This window comes from Rhizobium sp. P1_C7 (assembly GCF_056406295.1).
Genome location: NZ_JBFUAL010000004.1, coordinates 235,444 through 252,028 on the forward strand (window position 1 = coordinate 235,444; position 16,585 = coordinate 252,028).

Sequence of the window (16,585 nt, forward strand, 5' to 3'; positions counted from 1 at the left end):
CAGGGTAAGTCTCGGGTAAGCTTTTTATTGCAAAATGACGCAGTGCCGATCTGTCATTCTTTAAAGACTTTGCCGAAAAAGGGCGTGTTATGATCTCTGCTTCAATGGCCTACAATATTGTGTCGGGGAACATGCAGAAGAGCCTCGACCGTGTCGCGTCGCAGGCCACCGTCAAGCGCGATGCCGAATACTACGAGCAGAACATCAACAAGGTCAAAGACGTAGACGACTTCCTCGGGAACTACCGCCTCTACAGCTACGCGATGACGGCCTACGGTCTTGATGACATGACCTATGCCAAGGCCTTCATGAAGAAGGTTCTCGAGAGCGACCTGACAGATGCCAACAGTTTCGCAAACAAGCTGTCGGACTCGCGTTACAAGGAATTTGCCGCTGCGTTCAATTTCCATGCGCCGGCCGCCGATGCGCAGAGCGATGCCCAGGAAGACGATCTGATCGGCCTGTATACGCAATCGTTTGCCGATGAGGGCAAGAACGCAGCTGCCGAGACCAAGTACTATGGCACTGCCATCGACAGCGTTCAGAATGTCAACGAGCTCGTTGGCAATACCCGGCTTCGGACGTACGTCCTGAAGGCCTATGGCATCGATCCGACGTATGTTTCCAAGGACTTTCTGACGCAGGTGCTGACTAGCGACCTCAGCGATCCCGCAAGCTTCGTGAATACCAACGGAAATGACAAGTACAAGGCGCTGGCGGCGCAGTTCGGCTTCAACGCCGACGGCACCGTGACGGGTGTGGCTCAGACTGCGACGCAGAAGGGCGCGGTCATGGAGCAGTATACGCTGACTGTTCCATCGGTCGTGACGCAGGCCGCGGCCGACTACAACAAGATCTACTACCTGTCCAAAATCGGAGCGGTCACCAGCGTCGATGATCTGCTGTCCGACGAAAGGCTGACCTCCTATATCAAGACAGCGTTCGGCATGGGCGCCGATTTCAGCAATGCTGCGCTGAAAGAAGTGCTCACAGACAGGAGTTACGCCCAGTCTCTGGATTTCGATGCCGTATACCAGGCGTTCAACTTCAAGTCGGACGGCACCCTTGGATCGACGGTACGTTCCCAGACTGCAGCACAAACGGATGCCGTCGTGGCGCAGGGAACTGCCAAGTCCAGCGACTATGCGAACAAGATCGCCGGCGGGTCCATCACGACGGTCGATGATCTCCTGGCCGACAAGAAGACGATGGCCTACATCAAGGACGCCTACGGTCTGGCTCCGGATTTCAGCGATTCGGATCTGAGAAGCATTCTGACGGATGCCGCCTATGCAACCAGTGTCGGCCATAGCGATGTCAATGCTGCCTTCAATTTTCAGGCTGATGGCACCTTGAACGGCCTGAAAGTCCAGACAGACACGCAGCTCAACGCAACGCTCACGAAAGTTGCCTCGAATGGCGCCTACTTCAGCGGCACCATAGGCGATTTCGGCAATGTCGACGACCTGCTTGCCGACACACGCATTAACAGCTATCTGCGAAACGCTTACGGCGTTTCGTCTGCGACGAGCGATTCCGACCTGAAGACGGTCCTGACTGATGCTAGCGCCGCGGCCACGATGGGCTTCAGCAGCCTGCACGACGCCTTCAATTTCACAGCCACGGGCGGAATTGCCGCATCCTACGACGCCCAGACATCGCAACAGATGTCCGCCATGGCCGACAGGGCCGCGGGAGGGGACAGCTACTACCAGGCCAACATCGTCAAGGTTACCAACGTCGATGACCTGATCGCGAATTCCGGCCTGACCAGCTATATCAAGAATGCCTTCGGCATGTCGCCAACTCTAAGCGATACGGACCTCAGGAGCATCCTGACGGACTCGAGCTATGCCACCCTTCTTGGCTATGACGATGTTCATTCGGCCTTCAATTTTCTTGCCGACGGCAGCCTTCCGGATGACCTCAAGGCGCAGACGACAAGCCAGGCCCTGCTGACACGCAATCAGGCAAGGGAAACGTTGAACTACTTCCAGAACACGATTGTCACTGTCTCGAACGTCGATCAGCTGATCTCCGACCAAAAGCTGACAAGCGTACTTAAATCCGTCTACGGGATGCCGGCCAATACCAGCGATGCGGACCTGAAAAGCATTCTGACGGACCCTACCTTCGCCGCAGCGAACGGTTTCGGCGACGTCAACGCGGCGTTCGGCTTCGCCGCGGACGGCTCGGCCGCACCCACCTCCGGCCCGCAGACCAACGCGCAGCTGATGGATACGGTCACGTCATACGAAGCCGGCTATGCTGACGCTCAGCAAAAGGCGATCGACGATACCGTTGCCAATTACAAGAAGCGCATGACCGACGGAAACATAAAGAAGATCAATGATTTCCTGCGCACGAACGCAACCGCCGACGTCGACAAGAAGAACGATAAGCTCCCCGACCCTTATCAGGTGGCACTCCGCGCGTACGGCTTGACGGAACAGGAGGTGCCGCGCTCGATGATGCGCAAGCTCCTACAGAGCGATCCCTACGACCCGAAAGGCTACGTTGCCTCGCTCAAGGACGATCGGATCACCAATCTTGTGCGGGCATTCAATTTCGGATCCGATGGCAAGATAGCCGCTGAAGTGCAGGCGCTGTCTCCGGCCGTTCTTGCCAAATATGCGACGGACTACAAATCGCTTGCGCTGATGGGAATGAGCGACGGCGCCCTCAAGGACAAGGCGTCCAAGGACGTCAGCAAGGCCGTCGATGATTTTGCAACGGGCATTGCAGACGTGAAGTCGCTCGACGACTTCCTGTCGAACGACAAGTTGACCAGCTTCGTCTTGAAGGCAAATGGCCTCGATCCGAAGAAATACGACGAGGAAACGCTGAAGAAGATTTTCACCTCGGACCCCTCCGACAAGAAGAGCTACCTGAACACGAAGGCAGACTCGATCTTCAAGGAGATTGTCGCCGATTTCAACTTCGACAAGAATGGCGATCTCACGCGTGCCAAGATCGGCACGATCCAGAACACGGGAGCAGAAGACCGGACCCAGCAGAACTATCTCCAACAGACGCTCGAAATGCAGGAGGGTCAAAGCAACGACGGCGTTCGCCTGGCACTTTATTTTGCCCGCAAAGCTCCCGATATCACCTCCCTCTACACGATCCTTGGCGATAAGCCGCTGTTTCAGGTGATTACCACGACCTTCAGCCTGCCCACCAGCCTATCGGGCATGGATGTCGAAAAGCAGGTGGAACTGCTCAAGAAGTTCGTGAACCTCGATGATCTCCATGATCCCAAAAAGGTTGACAAGCTGTTGAAGCGTTTCACCGCGATGTACGATCTGAAAAACAACACCGGCACCTCAGCGGCGTTAAGCATCCTCACCAACGGCGGCGCGTCCTAAGGCGCTTGAAAGGACCGAAAAGAGGCCGGTCGCAACGGTGGAGACCCTCAGCCGGAGGGGTTGTGCTTTGCCGTCGAGGTCGCGGAGATGGATTTGCCATCACCTGTAACCTCTGATTCACGTCCTTATCGCTCGACCTTGGGTCGCTTGCCGAGAAGTTCCCGAGTTCCCTTCCGTGTGAAGGGCTGTCGCAACTTTGCCCAAAAGTTCGTTGCAACGGTACCACTTATGCCGATCTTCGTTGAAGAAGGACGGTCTGGGTTAAAGTAGGTGCCAAGCAACAGATCCCATACGACGAGGTTTTCTCCGTAGTTCTTGTTGCCCTCTTCGAGATTTATCGAGTGGTGCCATCGGTGCAGGCGAGGTGTGCTGAAGACATAGTGCGAGCCCTTCTCAAGCGCGAAGATTGCAATAACATTGCACGGACAAGCGGAAGAGCGCGCCTCTCGCCTGAACTCGGGGGGGTGCGCTTCAAAAGCGATTAAACAATGGGCCTGGCGGCTATTCGGCGTTCACGACCTTGCCGGGGTTCATGATGCCGGCGGGATCGAATGCTCGCTTGATCCTGCGCATCAAGTCGATTTCGATCGGCGGCCGGATCGCGGCGAGTTCGTCGCGTTTCAGCTGTCCGATACCGTGTTCGGCTGAGATCGAGCCGCCTTGGGACAGAACCAGGCGGTGAACGATCGTGTTCATCTCGTGCCAGCGGTCGACAAACGCCTGCTTGTCGGCACCCACCGGCTGGGAAATGTTGTAATGGATGTTGCCGTCTCCCATGTGGCCGAAGGCGCAGATGCGGGCGCCGGGCATGGCTGCCATGACGGCTTCTCCAGCTTCCCGCATGAACTGCGGTACCGTCGAGACCGGCACGGAAACATCGTGCTTGATCGACCCGCCTTCCGGCTTCTGGGCCTCCGACATGCTCTCGCGCATATGCCAGAGGGCCTTCTGCTGGGCGACCGAGGATGCGATCACCGCATCCTGCACCAGGCCGGCGTCGAAACCCTGCTCCAGCAGGGCGGTCATCATCCGCTCGGCGGTCTCGGCGGAATCAGACGTCGAGATGTCGATCAGCAAATACCAGGGATGTTCCGATTCCAGAGGATCCCGCACGCCATCGATGTGGCGGGCCGTAATCTCGACGCCGAAGCGTGGCATCAGTTCAAACCCGGTGAGCGAGGTACCGCAAAGGCTGGAGGCGAGGTTGAAGAGCGCCAGCGCATCTTCGACCGAGTTGAGGCCGGCAAAAGCCACCTGCTTGCCCAGCGGCTGCGGGAAGAGCTTCAGCACGGCGCCGGTGATGATGCCGAGCGTTCCTTCCGCGCCGATGAAGAGATCGCGCAGGTCGTAGCCGGTATTGTCCTTCTTGAGGCGGCGCAGGCCATCCCAGATCTCGCCTGTCGGAAGCACCACCTCCAACCCGAGGCAGAGGTGACGCATGTTGCCGTAGGCCAGCACGGCGGTGCCTCCGGCATTGGTCGACAGGTTCCCGCCGATCCGGCACGAGCCTTCGGAGCCGAGCGAGAGCGGGAAGAGCCTGCCATGGGCCTCTGCAGCTTTCTGCACTTCGGCAAGAATCGCGCCGCCATCAGCAACAAGAACGTTTGCCACGGGATCGATATCGCGGATCTTGTTTATGCGCTCGAGTGAAATGATGATGTCGGACTTGCCCTCGCGCGGCGTCTGTCCGCCCACGAGGCCGGTATTGCCGGTCTGCGGGACGACCGCTGTACCGGTTTCCGTGGCAAGCTTGAGGATGGCGGACACCTCCTCGACGTTCGCAGGCTTCAGCAGAAGCGGCGAGGCGCCATGATAGAGGCCGCGATTCTCGATCAGGTACGGTGCAAGCTCGGCCTCGGTGCGCAGGGCATTCCTGTCACCGACAATGGCTGCGAAACGATCGAGAAGTTCAGGTGAAACGCTGCTCATAGAACCTTGATCCTTCTAAATCACTCTCTGGGTGCCGCGGCGCGCCGCAGCCGGTCGTTGATAGCTTCGCCGAGGCCCTCGTCAGGAACGGCGGAAAACGCGATCGTCACCGCGCCGCTGGCATCGGCTTGCTTCATGTAGTCAAAAAGATTGGCGGCGGCTTCGGCAAGATTGCCGTTTCGGCTGAGATTGAGGACGAGTCGGGCGTGTTCCGATCCGGCAATCGCAGTCGCGCCGAACGCGATCAATGCCTCGCCTTCATTGATGTGCGTTGCATCGAGACGAACCGCAGCACCCGGCGCGTAGTGGGATGCAAGCATCCCCGGGGCCTCGATTGCAGAAGACGCCTTGCCGGAACGCAGCAGCCTGCGGCCGGCAACCCGCTCGATCTCGGATGCGGCCAGTCCACCCGGACGCAGAAGCCGCAGTCGGTCGCCTTCGACTTTGACGATGGTCGATTCTACGCCGACGGCACTCGCGCCGGCATCAAGAATCAGCGTGATCTTGTCGCCGAGATCGGCCTCGACATGGGCGGCGCTGGTGGCGCTGATCTTGCCCGACGTGTTGGCGCTCGGTGCTGCGAGCGGGTGCCCGAAGGCGCGGATGAGCTCTCCGGCAAAGCCCTTGGGCACACGGATGCCGACTGTGTCCAGCCCGGCCGTCGCAAGCCCGTGGATCGCGCTGTGCTTCCTCAGCGGCACCACAATGGTCAGCGGACCGGGCCAGAACGCTTCGGCCAAAGCACGCGAGATCGGGTCGAACTCGGCATAGTCCTCGGCCATATCAAGATCGGCCATGTGGCAGATCAGCGGGTTGAAGCGAGGTCTGCCCTTGGTCTCGTAGATTCTCGTGATGGCAGCCGGGTTGGTTGCGTCGGCCGCAAGCCCGTAGACGGTCTCCGTCGGAATGGCGATCGGCAAGCCTTCGCCAAGCACCTCGCAGCCGGCTTCGATCGCCCGCCGCTTGTCCTTCGTGATGTCGATGATATCAGCCATGTCCCGCCCGGGTTTCTATCAGGCAGTCCTTATGCCTTCCGCGCGCTCCGATCAATATCAGTGTACGCGGATGATCCGATCAGAGTTGGCGAATGATCTCGCGGAGCTGCTCGTTGCGCGCCCCAAGCAACAGCACGTTTTTGATCGCGACTTGGGGATCGTGGGTGCGAAACAAAAGGCCGTTGCCGCGTACCGTCCGATCGATCGTCATTTTCTCCGCTGTGTGTTCTCCCGACCGGATGGCCACGGCGAAATACATGCGCGAATACTGCACGTCGATGCGCTCGAAGAAGTTGTCGTTGTCGCCGATGTCAGCGTAGAAATTGGCGATATAGAATGCCCAGCTGACGGCTTTGTAGTGCGCGAACTTCGTCCGTGCGGCCGTGACGTGGCAGTAGCCGAGATGCGGGCTGTCCTTCAGGGTCCGATGAAACAGCATCTTCGGAAACTGGATCGTTCGGTGAAAGGCGTTGATGTTATAATGTGTCTTTTCCCCCGCGGACTGCAGCTTGCGGCCGGTTTTGTCGGCCACCTCGTCATGGGTCAGATAGCGACGCTCGGCTGCCAGCCAATGCGCCCGGTGCCGCGTAATTTTGCCCGTTCGCAAGAATTCGGAATGCGAGGCGATCGGCTCGACTTTCGGTCCGTCCGTCTCTTTGCTTGCGTCGAAGTAACGAAGTTTCGCCATGTCTCGCATTCCGCATACCGATGATGTGCCCGAAGGATAGGCAGTCATGCTTAAGGAGCTATTAAGCATGGCTGCGGTTGTACCGGAGTGAGAACTTGTAGCGAGACGCGTCGCAAACAGGATGTCGCCTCGAAGGGGGGCGCGCGGCACCGCTATTCCGTATAGGGTTGTCGCCGTGTCGCGATCGGTGTGAATTGCGTCACGTCGTTCGGGAATCGCGCGTCACGCTTCCATTTTGCAGCGTTCGGCTACCTGTCGTCATTTTCGAAGCCGATGTCGCTTTAAAACCAAGGCCCCGGCGTGGGCGGTGGTTAAATGCAAATCATGAAGAATGTCTCCTGACGGGGAGGGAGCATACGCTTCCTGCGGCTTTCGTCTTCCAGCAAGCGGCCGCCCGAATAGACGAGGATGTGCAGATGGATATTCGCAGCAACGTTTTACGGCAGCTCAAGAACCGCCGCGAAGGTTTTAGCCTGGAGCAACCGTTCTATATCGATGAGGATTACTTCAAGCTCGATATGGAGATGATCTACTATCGCGACTGGCTGTTCATGGGCCATGATTGCGAATTGCCCAAGCCTGGTGCCTATTTCACGGTCCAGATCGGCCAGTATCCGGTGGTTATCGTTCGCGGCCGGGACAATGTTATCCGCGCCTTCCACAATAGCTGTCGCCATCGCGGCTCTCGTGTCTGCACTAAGGACCACGGTTCTTCGGTCCGCCTCGTCTGCCCGTATCATCAGTGGGCTTACGATCTCGACGGCAAGCTTGCGTTCGCTCGTCACATGGGCGACGACTTCGACAAGAGCGGCTATAGCCTGAAACCCGTCCACTGCGAAAGCTTCGCGGGTTACATCTTCATCTGCCTCGCCGATAGTGCGCCCGACTTCCAGCCGGTTCGCGACATGGTCGCCCCCTACATGATGCCGCATCACCTGAAGGATGCCAAGGTCGCCTTCCAGAGTACGATCATCGAGAAGGGGAACTGGAAGCTCGTCTGGGAAAACAACCGCGAGTGCTATCACTGCGCCGCCAATCACCCCGAACTCTGCCGTACCTATCCGGAAGCGCCGAGCGTCACCGGTACAGACGGCGGTGCTGACGATCCTGAAATCGCAGGCCACTGGGCACGCTGCGAGGCCGCCGGTCTTCCGAGCAAGTTCCAGATCTCCCCGGACGGTCAGTTCCGCACGGCCCGCATGCCGCTAATCGAGGATGCCGAAAGCTACACCATGTCCGGTAAGCGCGCCGTCGGCCGTCCGCTGTCGGATGATGTGACGATCGACCGGATCGGCGCCATGCTGTTGTTTCATTATCCGACGACCTGGAACCACATCCTCGGCGACCACGCGATCTCCTTCCGTGTGCTGCCGCTCAGCGCCAACGAGACAGCGGTGACGACGAAGTGGCTCGTCCACAAGGATGCCGTGGAAGGTGTGGACTACAATCTCGAGGAACTCACCCACGTCTGGACCGAAACCAACGATCAGGACCGGCGGATCGTGGAAGAAAATGCCTTCGGCATTCATTCGCCCGCCTACGAGCCCGGCCCCTATTCGGCACTGCACGAGGGCGGCGTCATGCAGTTCCTCGAATGGTACGGGAACTTCATGGTCAATCGCCTGCAGGGCGACCAGGCCAAACTTTCTGTCGTCGCCTGATACGCTCGATCCTCGAAAAAAAGTGGCTCCGTCTCCATCTGAGGGCGGAACCGTTCGTTTGCGTATTTGACTTAGAAATCCTGGTAATTCAGGGCGTTGACTTCGTGTTGAGGTACGGACGAGGTAACCATTGCATCAGGCAGGGGCCGCGGCGGAGAAAGCGAAGCAACCGCCGCCGGCGTTTCCTGTGGCACCATCTCGATTTTGGCGAGAATAAGCGGCGGATCTGGATCGCGGGCGGGCAGAAGGTTGCCCTGCGGCCATGCCTTCGCCAGGTCCGCCTTGCTCATCGGAGCGACGTTAACGTCGATATCGGTCAGGGCGCCGGGAACGCGGTAGGGGCAACGGCGCTTGCTGCAATTGAGCCCGGAGGAAAATTGCCAGAGGAGGTACTTGTCCCAGTTTCCCATCGGGAAGACGCCCTTGACATCCGGTTTGTAGCGCGCATACCAAAGTGGCAGGCGCGCCAGCACCGGATAATCGTTGCGGTAGGCGGCGATGTAGCGGGCTGTATCGTGGTTGGTGTAGAGCACCGGGTAGCGGCCGGTGCGCGCCTTGATGTGCCCGGCGAAGATCTGGGCGTCCTCCAGAGACATGAACTTCTGGGGATCGATGCCCTCCAGGTCGAGGATCATCATCTCATCCGGTTTCGGATCGGCATACTCCAGAAAATGGTTCGCCTGGTCGATGGGATTGCCGGGCCGTGCCAGATGATAGGCTCCCCAGAGCAGACCGGCTGCGCGCGCAACGAGCCGCCGCGTCTGGAACAGTTCGCGGCTCACGGCATACTTGCGCCACATAGTCTTGCAGTGTCCGACGGTATCGCCGGCATGATCGCCGTTGCAGGCGAAGCTCTCCGGCAGCCCGTCCGAGGCTTTCGAAATGAAGGCGCCGATCCGCTTATCCGAAAGCAGCGATAGCCAGTCGATCTCGTTCAGTTCGTAGGCGTCGATCACAATCGTATTTGCAGGATTGTTCCATGGAAGCGCGTCGTCGGCCCCGGCATGCCGTGGCATTCCGGCAGCAAGCGCCAGAAGCAGAAGGCGGAGGATAAGACTTCCACGGTATCGCTTCATGAAACGAGCCTGGTGAAAACTGGTTAATGTCCGGTTAATCCGGCACTGTTCATAAACAAAAAGTCAGCCACGGGCACGAAAAAGCGAATCGGAACATTCTCGCGAGCTGTCCGTTTCATGTTACGTTTATTCCAATCCGAATTGGGAGTTTCTATGGTCAGATCATTTAAAAAGGCAGCCATTGCGATTGTGTCGTCGCTGATGCTTCTGACGGGCTTTACGCCCTCACAGGCAATGCAACGACCTTTTGGACCGCAGCTCGATAAATCCGGCGATGTGCAGAACGTGCAGTATTGCCGCTATGGTCGCTGTGGTGGGGCTGGCTATTACCCTGGCTATCGCCCTGGTTATCGTCCGGGCTACTATCCCGGTTACCGCCCCGCTCCTGCGTATCGTCCAGCCTACCGGCCGGGCTGGTACGGCGGATACCAAGGCTACAGCTACTATCGTCCAGGCTATCGCCAGTACAACGGCTACTGGTATCCGCTGGCCGCCTTCGGCGCCGGCGCCGTCATTGGCGGTGCGATCGCCTCGGAGCCCCGCTATGTTGAACCGGGCGGCTCGGCCCATGTTGACTGGTGTGCATCGCGCTACCGCTCCTATCGCGCCTACGACAATACCTTCCAGCCTAACAACGGCCCGCGCAGGCAGTGCGTTTCGCCATATTGAGGCGACATCCGATCTTGATAGCAGGCCCGGCAGCGATGCCGGGCTTTTCGCTTCAGAGAATATCGACGCGTTTGAGCAGCCACCATGCCAGCGCGATCGATGCGATGATCAGGCAGATGGCATATTCCGTGCCGTTGGTGCCCTGGGCGAAGGGCAGGTTTGCTGTGTTCATGCCGAAGAAGCCGGTGACCAACGTCGGCGGCAGCAGGAAGGCCGTCATGATCGACAGGATATAGAGGTGTCGGTTCGTCTCCGAGGAAAGTTTGGAGTCGATTTCCTCGTGCAGGAGTCGGGCGCGATCCTGCAGAGCGTAGATGTCGTGGTCGACGGATTCAAGCCGGCCTGTCAGCCGCCCCGCAATATCCTCGAAGCCGAACGGCATCTCGTCGTCATCAGACGCGGCGACGCGGCGCATGAGGGTGAGAACCGTCCTGAGATGTCGGTGGATGCGGACGACCGTGCGCCTGACCGGCGCCAGCCTTCGTCGCTCATCGCGAGGCGCGTTGTCATAAACGTAGTCCTCGATGACGTTCAGTTCCTCGGTGATCTGCATGACGATTGAAATCAGCGTGCGTTGGAACTCGATCACCAGCATCTCGAACAGATCGACGGGACGCGCGAACTTTGCCGGGTTTTTCTCAAGGAGACCGCGCGCCCGCTCGACGCTGCGCAAGGGCTGCAGCCGCGTGGTGATGATGAAGCGGTCGGATATCGCGAAATGCAGCCAGCCCAGATCAGCGGTCTCGTGGTCGAATTCGCGCTGGCAATCGACAAGGGTGCCATAGAGCATGTGCTCGTCGACGGTGATTGCCGAATGCGTGTCGTGCGTCGTCAGCGCTGCCTTGGCATCCGCCGTCAGGCCGTCGAGCGTCTCCAGCAGCGCCGAAACGCGCGCATCGGCAAGGTTGAGATGCAGCCAGTAGAATCCTCCGCCGTTCGTCAGTTCGACGGGCAGGGCGCTGTTCTGCAGCCGGATCGCACTGCCGCCTTCCGGCGGAAAGCGGTAGGCCCAGACAAGGCCCGGTATGCTGACTGGCATTGTATCCATGGTTCGCAGGTCCTCTTGCGACTGCGGGATGTCCCCGAGCTGAACGATCTCGGGGCATTGCCGACCACGAATGGAGCATGGTGTCGCGCCGAGCGGCGAGACCCTGTTGGGGACCATGCCTTAGAGCTTCTCTATGACAGCTACTTTGCAGTTTCGTGACACTTTGACGCTTCGCCGGAGCGCCGTGTTCGCGACCGGCGGCCCAAGTTTGAAATTGACGTTTACGTAAAAATCAATTAGCTCTGCCGGCGAGGGAGCAGGAAGGGAACCGACAGAACCTATCCGGCCTGCGATGCGAGGAGACACCATGTACAAGGCGCCCGTCGAAGAAATTGCATTCACGCTGAAGCACGTCGCGGGACTGAGGCAGGCGATGGATGACAGCCTGCTTGGCGACCTTGGCGACGATCTGGTCGATGCCATCCTTTCCGAAGCCGGGCGTTTCGCCTCCGAGGAAATTGCGCCGCTTGCCGAAGTCGGCGATCGCCAGGGCGCGCGCATTGCCGATGGCAAGGTGACGACGCCGGACGGCTGGCGCGATCTCTACCGAAACTGGATCGCAGGCGGCTGGAACGGCCTGACAGCCGCGGAAGATTTCGGCGGTCAGGCGCTGCCGCATATGCTGAACGTCGCAGCCCTCGAAATGTGGAATTCCGGCTCGATAGCCTTCGCGCTCTGCCCGACGTTGACGATGGGGGCGATCGAAGCCGTCCATGCGCACGGCAGCGACGCGCTGAAGCAGACCTATCTCCCCAAGCTTGTCTCCGGCGAATGGACCGGCACGATGAACCTGACGGAGCCGCATGCCGGTTCCGACCTTGGGGTTCTCAAGACCCGCGCCGAGCGCCGCGGTGACGGCACGTACCGCATTTCGGGCCAGAAGATCTTCATCACCTGGGGTGAGCACGACGCGGCCGAAAACATCATTCACCTTGTGCTGGCCCGCCTGCCGGACGCGCCTGCCGGAACGCGCGGGATCTCGCTGTTTCTCGTGCCGAAGTTCCTTGTCAACGCCGATGGTTCGCTCGGCGCCCGCAACGACCTGTTCGCCCATTCGCTCGAGCACAAGCTTGGTATTCACGGGTCGCCGACCTGCACGATGATCTACGGCGACGGCAAATTCGGCGGGGCGAAGGGGGCGATCGGCTGGCTGGTCGGGGAGGAGAACAAGGGGCTCGCCTGCATGTTCACCATGATGAACAACGCGCGTCTCGCGGTCGGCATGCAGGGCGTCGCCATTGCCGAAGCCGCGACGCAGAAGGCGATTGCCTACGCCAGGGAACGCACGCAGGGCAAGGCGCCGGGCTGGATCGGCGCCGGCATGAGCCCGATCATCGAGCATCCCGATGTCGCCCGCATGCTGCTGACGATGAAGGCGCTGACGCAGGGTGCTCGCGCTATTGCCTATTCCTGCGCCCACGCGGCCGACATGGCGCGCCGCGCGCCGGATCGAACGCAACATTGGCAGGAACGCGCGGCACTGCTCACGCCGATCGCCAAGGCCTTCGCGACGGATGTCGGCGTCGACGTAGCCTCTCTTGGAATACAGGTCCACGGCGGCATGGGCTTCATCGAAGAGACGGGAGCCGCCCGCTATCTGCGCGACGCCCGCATCGCCCCGATCTACGAGGGCACCAACGGGATACAGGCGATCGACCTCGTTTCCCGTAAGCTGCCGCTCTCCGGCGGCGGACAGGTTCGGGCGCTCATCGCCGAGCTGACCGCGATCGCCGACGATGTCAGCCGATCCAATCTGGACGGCTTCGGGACGACGGCGACAAGGCTCGATACGGCAATTGCCGATCTTGCCGAGGCGACCGATTGGCTGCTGGCGCAACTGGCCGAAGGCAGGACCGTGGATGTGCTGTCGGGTGCCACACCGTATCAGCGTCTGTTCGGCCTGGTGCTGACTGGCTGCTACCTCGCCAAGGGCGGCCTTGCCGATGCCTCCGACGGCGACGGCGCAAACCGTATCGCGCTCTGCCGCTTTGCCGCCGAGAACCTGCTCGCCGAAACGGCGGCACTGAAGGATACCGTCGTCAACGGCGCCGCAAGCCTGGCCGCTGCCAGAGCCGTTCTGGCCTGAGGAGTTCACATGACCGATCACATCATCGTCGAACAGTCTGCAGCCCATCCCGGTGTCCAGATCATCCGCTTCAATCGTCCCGAAAAGAAGAATGCGGTCACCCGGGCGATGTATTCGAAGATGGCCGGTGCGCTGACCGCAGCCGATGACGATACATCGATCCGGGCGACAGCCTTCCTTGGGACAGAAGGCTGCTTTTCGGCAGGCAACGATCTCGGTGACTTCCTGGCCGTTGCCATGGGCGGCGGCATGCCGCGTGAGATCATGGACTTCCTCTATGCCTTGGTGAAGTCACGCAAACCTGTCGTATCGGGTGTCGATGGGCTCGCAATCGGTATCGGTACCACGATGAACCTCCATTGCGATTTGACCATCGCTTCCTCGCGCAGCCAGTTCCGCACGCCCTTCGTCGATCTTGCGCTTGTGCCGGAAGCCGCTTCCAGCCTGGTCGCGCCGCGGATCATGGGACATCAACGCGCCTTCGCGCTGCTTGCGGCAGGGGAGACATTCTCTGGCGACCAAGCGAAAGACGCCGGCCTCGTCTGGAAGGTCTGCGCACCGGAGGACGTTGAAGCGGGGACGCTGGCGATTGCCGCAAAGCTTGCCGCCAAGCCTCCAGAGGCCTTGCGGATCGCCCGCGACCTGGTTCGAGGAGATCGCGACGAGATCATTGCCCGCCTCGACGAAGAAGCCCGCCATTTCTCGGCACGACTGCAAAGTGCTGAAGCGCGGGCCGCGTTCGAAGCCTTCATGCGGCGTTAAGGTTAGAAAAGTTTGAGCTTCGTCAAATTTTAAGCCTGTTTTAAATACCCCTCTAATATTAGGGGTTGGACGGTATGCCTAAGTCGCAGTCGTCCGGGCGCATGAGGCGCCTCGTTCCCTTTTTGCCCCAGCATGTGCCGCATTGAGCTGCCCGCGTCTCCGGATTGCGACGCGGACCGCTCCCCGAAAGGAATTTCCTTGAAAAAGAAGACGAACCTGATGACGCGCATCCTGTTTGCCGCGTCCGCCGTTGTCCTCGCGGCCTTTGCCGCCTTTTCCTACTACATCAACTCCGTCGAGCGAAACACCGCGACTGCCGCGATCGAGGCGAATATTCGCTCCTCGGGCGAGCAGGCCGCGCGCAGTCTTGCCAACTGGATGAACGGTCGCGTGACGCTGACCGCCATGGCGGCCAACGCCGTCGGCCGCGCCGGCAATCAGAAGAGCGTCGAAGGCGTTCTGCAGAACGATATCCTCACCGGCCAGTTCGTCAGCACCTACTTCGGCGACGAGCAGGGCGTCTTCACCATGTGGCCCAAGCTGCCGATGCCGGATGGCTATGATGCGCGCAAACGCCCCTGGTATCAGGATGCGGTCAAGGCCAATGCCAGCATCATGACCGAGCCCTATACCGATGCCTCAAGCGGCGACCTCATCATCAGCGCTGCGGTTCCCGTCAGCCATGATGGCAAGCTTGCAGGCGTCGTCGGCAGCGACTTTTCGCTGAAATCGATGGTCGACATGATCAAGGAGATCGATCTCGGCGGCAAAGGCACCGCCTTCCTCGTCAGCAAGAGCGGCCAGATTGTCATTCATCCGGATGCCAAGCTGGTAACAAAAACGCTCGCCGATGCCTTCCCGACCGCAACGCCGTCGATATCGGGCAATCTGGTTGAGACTGAATATTCCGGCAAGGACGTGCTCGTCAGCTTCATGCCCGTTGCAGGCCTGCCGTCGGTCGAATGGTATCTCGGCTTCGTCGTCGATAGCGACGCCGCTTTTGCCTCGCTGAACGAATTCCGCATTGCCGCAACGATCTCGACGATCCTTGCCGTCGGCCTGATGATCGCCGCTATGGCCTGGCTGCTGCATGGTCTCGTCATTCGCCCGGTCACGGACATGACGGCCGCCATGCAGCGGCTCGCCGCCGGCGACCTGTCCGCGGTCATTCCGGGCGAGGATCGCACCGACCAGATCGGCTCGATGGCCGAGGCGGTCGCGGTCTTCAAGAAGAACGCCGTCGACCGCGAGCGTCTGGAGGGCGAGGCCGAATCGGGCCGCGCGCTGACCGAGCGCGAGCGCCAGGAGCGCGAGGTCCAGAAGAACCGCGAGACCGCTGAGATTCGCCATGCCGTGGACGCACTCGCCGGCGCCCTCGGCGCGCTCTCCAACGGCGATCTCGGCCACCGCATCGAGACGCCATTCGCGGCAAATCTCGACCGCCTGCGCAACGACTACAACACCGCCGTCGGCAAGCTGCACGGCGCTCTGCAGATGGTCGGCAACAATGCTCATGCGATCGACGCCGGCGCCACGGAGATCCGCACGGCTGCCGATGGCCTTGCCCGCCGCACCGAGCAGCAGGCTGCCTCGGTCGAGGAAACCGCTGCCGCCCTCGAAGAAATCACCACGACGGTCAAGGACACGGCACGCCGTGCCGAGGACGTCGGCGGCCTGGTCTCCCGCACCCGCTCTGGCGCCGAGGAGTCCGGCAACATCGTCCGCAAGGCGGTGTCTGCGATGACCGAAATCGAACAGTCTTCGGAAAAGATCGCCAACATCATCAGCGTCATCGACGACATCGCCTTCCAGACCAACCTGTTGGCGCTCAACGCAGGCGTCGAGGCGGCGCGCGCCGGGGAGGCAGGCAAGGGCTTCGCGGTCGTTGCGCAGGAAGTTCGTGAGCTTGCCCAGCGCTCCGCGCAGGCGGCCAAGGAGATCGAAGGTCTCATCACGGCTTCGAATTCCCAGGTCCGCTCGGGGGTGATGCTCGTCGGCGACACGGGCAAGGCACTCGAAGCGATTGTTGGTCAGGTGCAGGAAATCAGCCGCCATGTCGAGGCGATCGTGACTGCGACGCGCGAGCAGTCAACCGGCCTCGCGGAGATCAACACAGCCGTGAACACGATGGATCAGGGCACGCAACAGAACGCTGCCATGGTCGAAGAACAGACCGCAGCGAGCCACGGCCTGGCGCAGGAAGCGGCAAAGTTGATGCAGTTGCTCGCTCAGTTCAATCTGTCGGACAACTCCTACAACGCCGGATCAAATCGCCGCGCCGCGTAATCGGTTACCGGTTCAGA

The 16,585-nt window shown here is 60.2% G+C and carries 11 protein-coding genes and 1 pseudogene; 6 read left to right on the plus strand and 6 right to left on the minus strand.

What is annotated here, in order from left to right; genetic code table 11:
* Positions 1-89 precede the first annotated feature (89 nt).
* Entirely contained in the window at positions 90-3,368 is a 3,279-nt protein-coding gene (locus tag AC1D2R_RS07975; RefSeq protein WP_477966487.1) for a DUF1217 domain-containing protein, read from the plus strand.
* A 125-nt stretch (positions 3,369-3,493) separates the two neighbouring features.
* Here the strand turns inward: AC1D2R_RS07975 and AC1D2R_RS07980 are convergent.
* The 4 genes and pseudogenes from AC1D2R_RS07980 to AC1D2R_RS07995 form a co-directional block, all read right to left on the minus strand.
* Positions 3,494-3,748 (minus strand): annotated as a pseudogene (locus AC1D2R_RS07980) (sterol desaturase family protein); the annotation flags it as partial.
* Between the two features lie 121 nt (positions 3,749-3,869).
* Complete coding sequence (locus AC1D2R_RS07985) at positions 3,870-5,297, minus strand: FAD-binding oxidoreductase (RefSeq protein ID WP_477966489.1); 1,428 nt, start codon at positions 5,295-5,297, stop codon at positions 3,870-3,872.
* A gap of 20 nt (positions 5,298-5,317) precedes the next feature.
* A complete protein-coding gene (locus tag AC1D2R_RS07990; protein WP_477966491.1) occupies positions 5,318-6,292 on the minus strand; it encodes an L-threonylcarbamoyladenylate synthase in 975 nt (324 codons plus the stop codon).
* Between the two features lie 79 nt (positions 6,293-6,371).
* Positions 6,372-6,980, minus strand: a complete 609-nt coding sequence (locus AC1D2R_RS07995) for a DUF6656 family protein (RefSeq protein ID WP_477966493.1) — start codon at positions 6,978-6,980, stop codon at positions 6,372-6,374.
* A 416-nt stretch (positions 6,981-7,396) separates the two neighbouring features.
* On the opposite strand from AC1D2R_RS07995, the gene AC1D2R_RS08000 reads away from it, so the two are divergent.
* On the plus strand, positions 7,397-8,641 hold the full coding sequence (locus tag AC1D2R_RS08000) for an aromatic ring-hydroxylating oxygenase subunit alpha (RefSeq protein WP_477966495.1): 1,245 nt from the start codon (positions 7,397-7,399) through the stop codon (positions 8,639-8,641).
* Between the two features lie 71 nt (positions 8,642-8,712).
* Here the strand turns inward: AC1D2R_RS08000 and AC1D2R_RS08005 are convergent, their stop codons facing one another.
* Complete coding sequence (locus tag AC1D2R_RS08005) at positions 8,713-9,657, minus strand: glycoside hydrolase family 25 protein (RefSeq protein ID WP_477966774.1); 945 nt, start codon at positions 9,655-9,657, stop codon at positions 8,713-8,715.
* 213 nt (positions 9,658-9,870) lie between these two features.
* Between AC1D2R_RS08005 and AC1D2R_RS08010 the strand changes: the two genes are divergently transcribed.
* Complete coding sequence (locus AC1D2R_RS08010; RefSeq protein WP_477966497.1) at positions 9,871-10,386, plus strand: BA14K family protein; 516 nt, start codon at positions 9,871-9,873, stop codon at positions 10,384-10,386.
* A gap of 52 nt (positions 10,387-10,438) precedes the next feature.
* Here the strand turns inward: AC1D2R_RS08010 and AC1D2R_RS08015 are convergent, their stop codons facing one another.
* The gene (locus tag AC1D2R_RS08015) at positions 10,439-11,434 is read right to left on the minus strand and encodes a transporter (protein WP_477966499.1); all 996 of its coding nucleotides are present in this window, start codon (positions 11,432-11,434) and stop codon (positions 10,439-10,441) included.
* A 307-nt stretch (positions 11,435-11,741) separates the two neighbouring features.
* On the opposite strand from AC1D2R_RS08015, the gene AC1D2R_RS08020 reads away from it, so the two are divergent.
* The 3 genes from AC1D2R_RS08020 to mcpU all read left to right on the plus strand — a co-directional run bounded on the left by AC1D2R_RS08020 (position 11,742) and on the right by mcpU (position 16,568).
* Positions 11,742-13,520, plus strand: coding sequence for an acyl-CoA dehydrogenase (locus tag AC1D2R_RS08020; protein ID WP_477966501.1), 1,779 nt, complete (start codon positions 11,742-11,744; stop codon positions 13,518-13,520).
* 9 nt (positions 13,521-13,529) lie between these two features.
* Complete coding sequence (locus tag AC1D2R_RS08025) at positions 13,530-14,282, plus strand: crotonase/enoyl-CoA hydratase family protein (RefSeq protein ID WP_477966503.1); 753 nt, start codon at positions 13,530-13,532, stop codon at positions 14,280-14,282.
* 198 nt (positions 14,283-14,480) lie between these two features.
* Positions 14,481-16,568, plus strand: a complete 2,088-nt coding sequence (gene mcpU, locus AC1D2R_RS08030) for a methyl-accepting chemotaxis protein McpU (protein WP_477966505.1) — start codon at positions 14,481-14,483, stop codon at positions 16,566-16,568.
* Positions 16,569-16,585 lie beyond the last annotated feature (17 nt).

What these genes read in the sequence shown, in the direction of transcription:
- AC1D2R_RS07975 (WP_477966487.1), top strand. Translation starts at nt 90, where the DNA reads ATGATCTCTGCTTCAATGGCCTACAATATTGTGTCGGGGAACATGCAG.
- AC1D2R_RS07985 (WP_477966489.1), bottom strand. Translation starts at nt 5,297, where the DNA reads ATGAGCAGCGTTTCACCTGAACTTCTCGATCGTTTCGCAGCCATTGTC.
- AC1D2R_RS07990 (WP_477966491.1), bottom strand. Translation starts at nt 6,292, where the DNA reads ATGGCTGATATCATCGACATCACGAAGGACAAGCGGCGGGCGATCGAA.
- AC1D2R_RS07995 (WP_477966493.1), bottom strand. Translation starts at nt 6,980, where the DNA reads ATGGCGAAACTTCGTTACTTCGACGCAAGCAAAGAGACGGACGGACCG.
- AC1D2R_RS08000 (WP_477966495.1), top strand. Translation starts at nt 7,397, where the DNA reads ATGGATATTCGCAGCAACGTTTTACGGCAGCTCAAGAACCGCCGCGAA.
- AC1D2R_RS08005 (WP_477966774.1), bottom strand. Translation starts at nt 9,657, where the DNA reads ATGCCACGGCATGCCGGGGCCGACGACGCGCTTCCATGGAACAATCCT.
- AC1D2R_RS08010 (WP_477966497.1), top strand. Translation starts at nt 9,871, where the DNA reads ATGGTCAGATCATTTAAAAAGGCAGCCATTGCGATTGTGTCGTCGCTG.
- AC1D2R_RS08015 (WP_477966499.1), bottom strand. Translation starts at nt 11,434, where the DNA reads ATGGATACAATGCCAGTCAGCATACCGGGCCTTGTCTGGGCCTACCGC.
- AC1D2R_RS08020 (WP_477966501.1), top strand. Translation starts at nt 11,742, where the DNA reads ATGTACAAGGCGCCCGTCGAAGAAATTGCATTCACGCTGAAGCACGTC.
- AC1D2R_RS08025 (WP_477966503.1), top strand. Translation starts at nt 13,530, where the DNA reads ATGACCGATCACATCATCGTCGAACAGTCTGCAGCCCATCCCGGTGTC.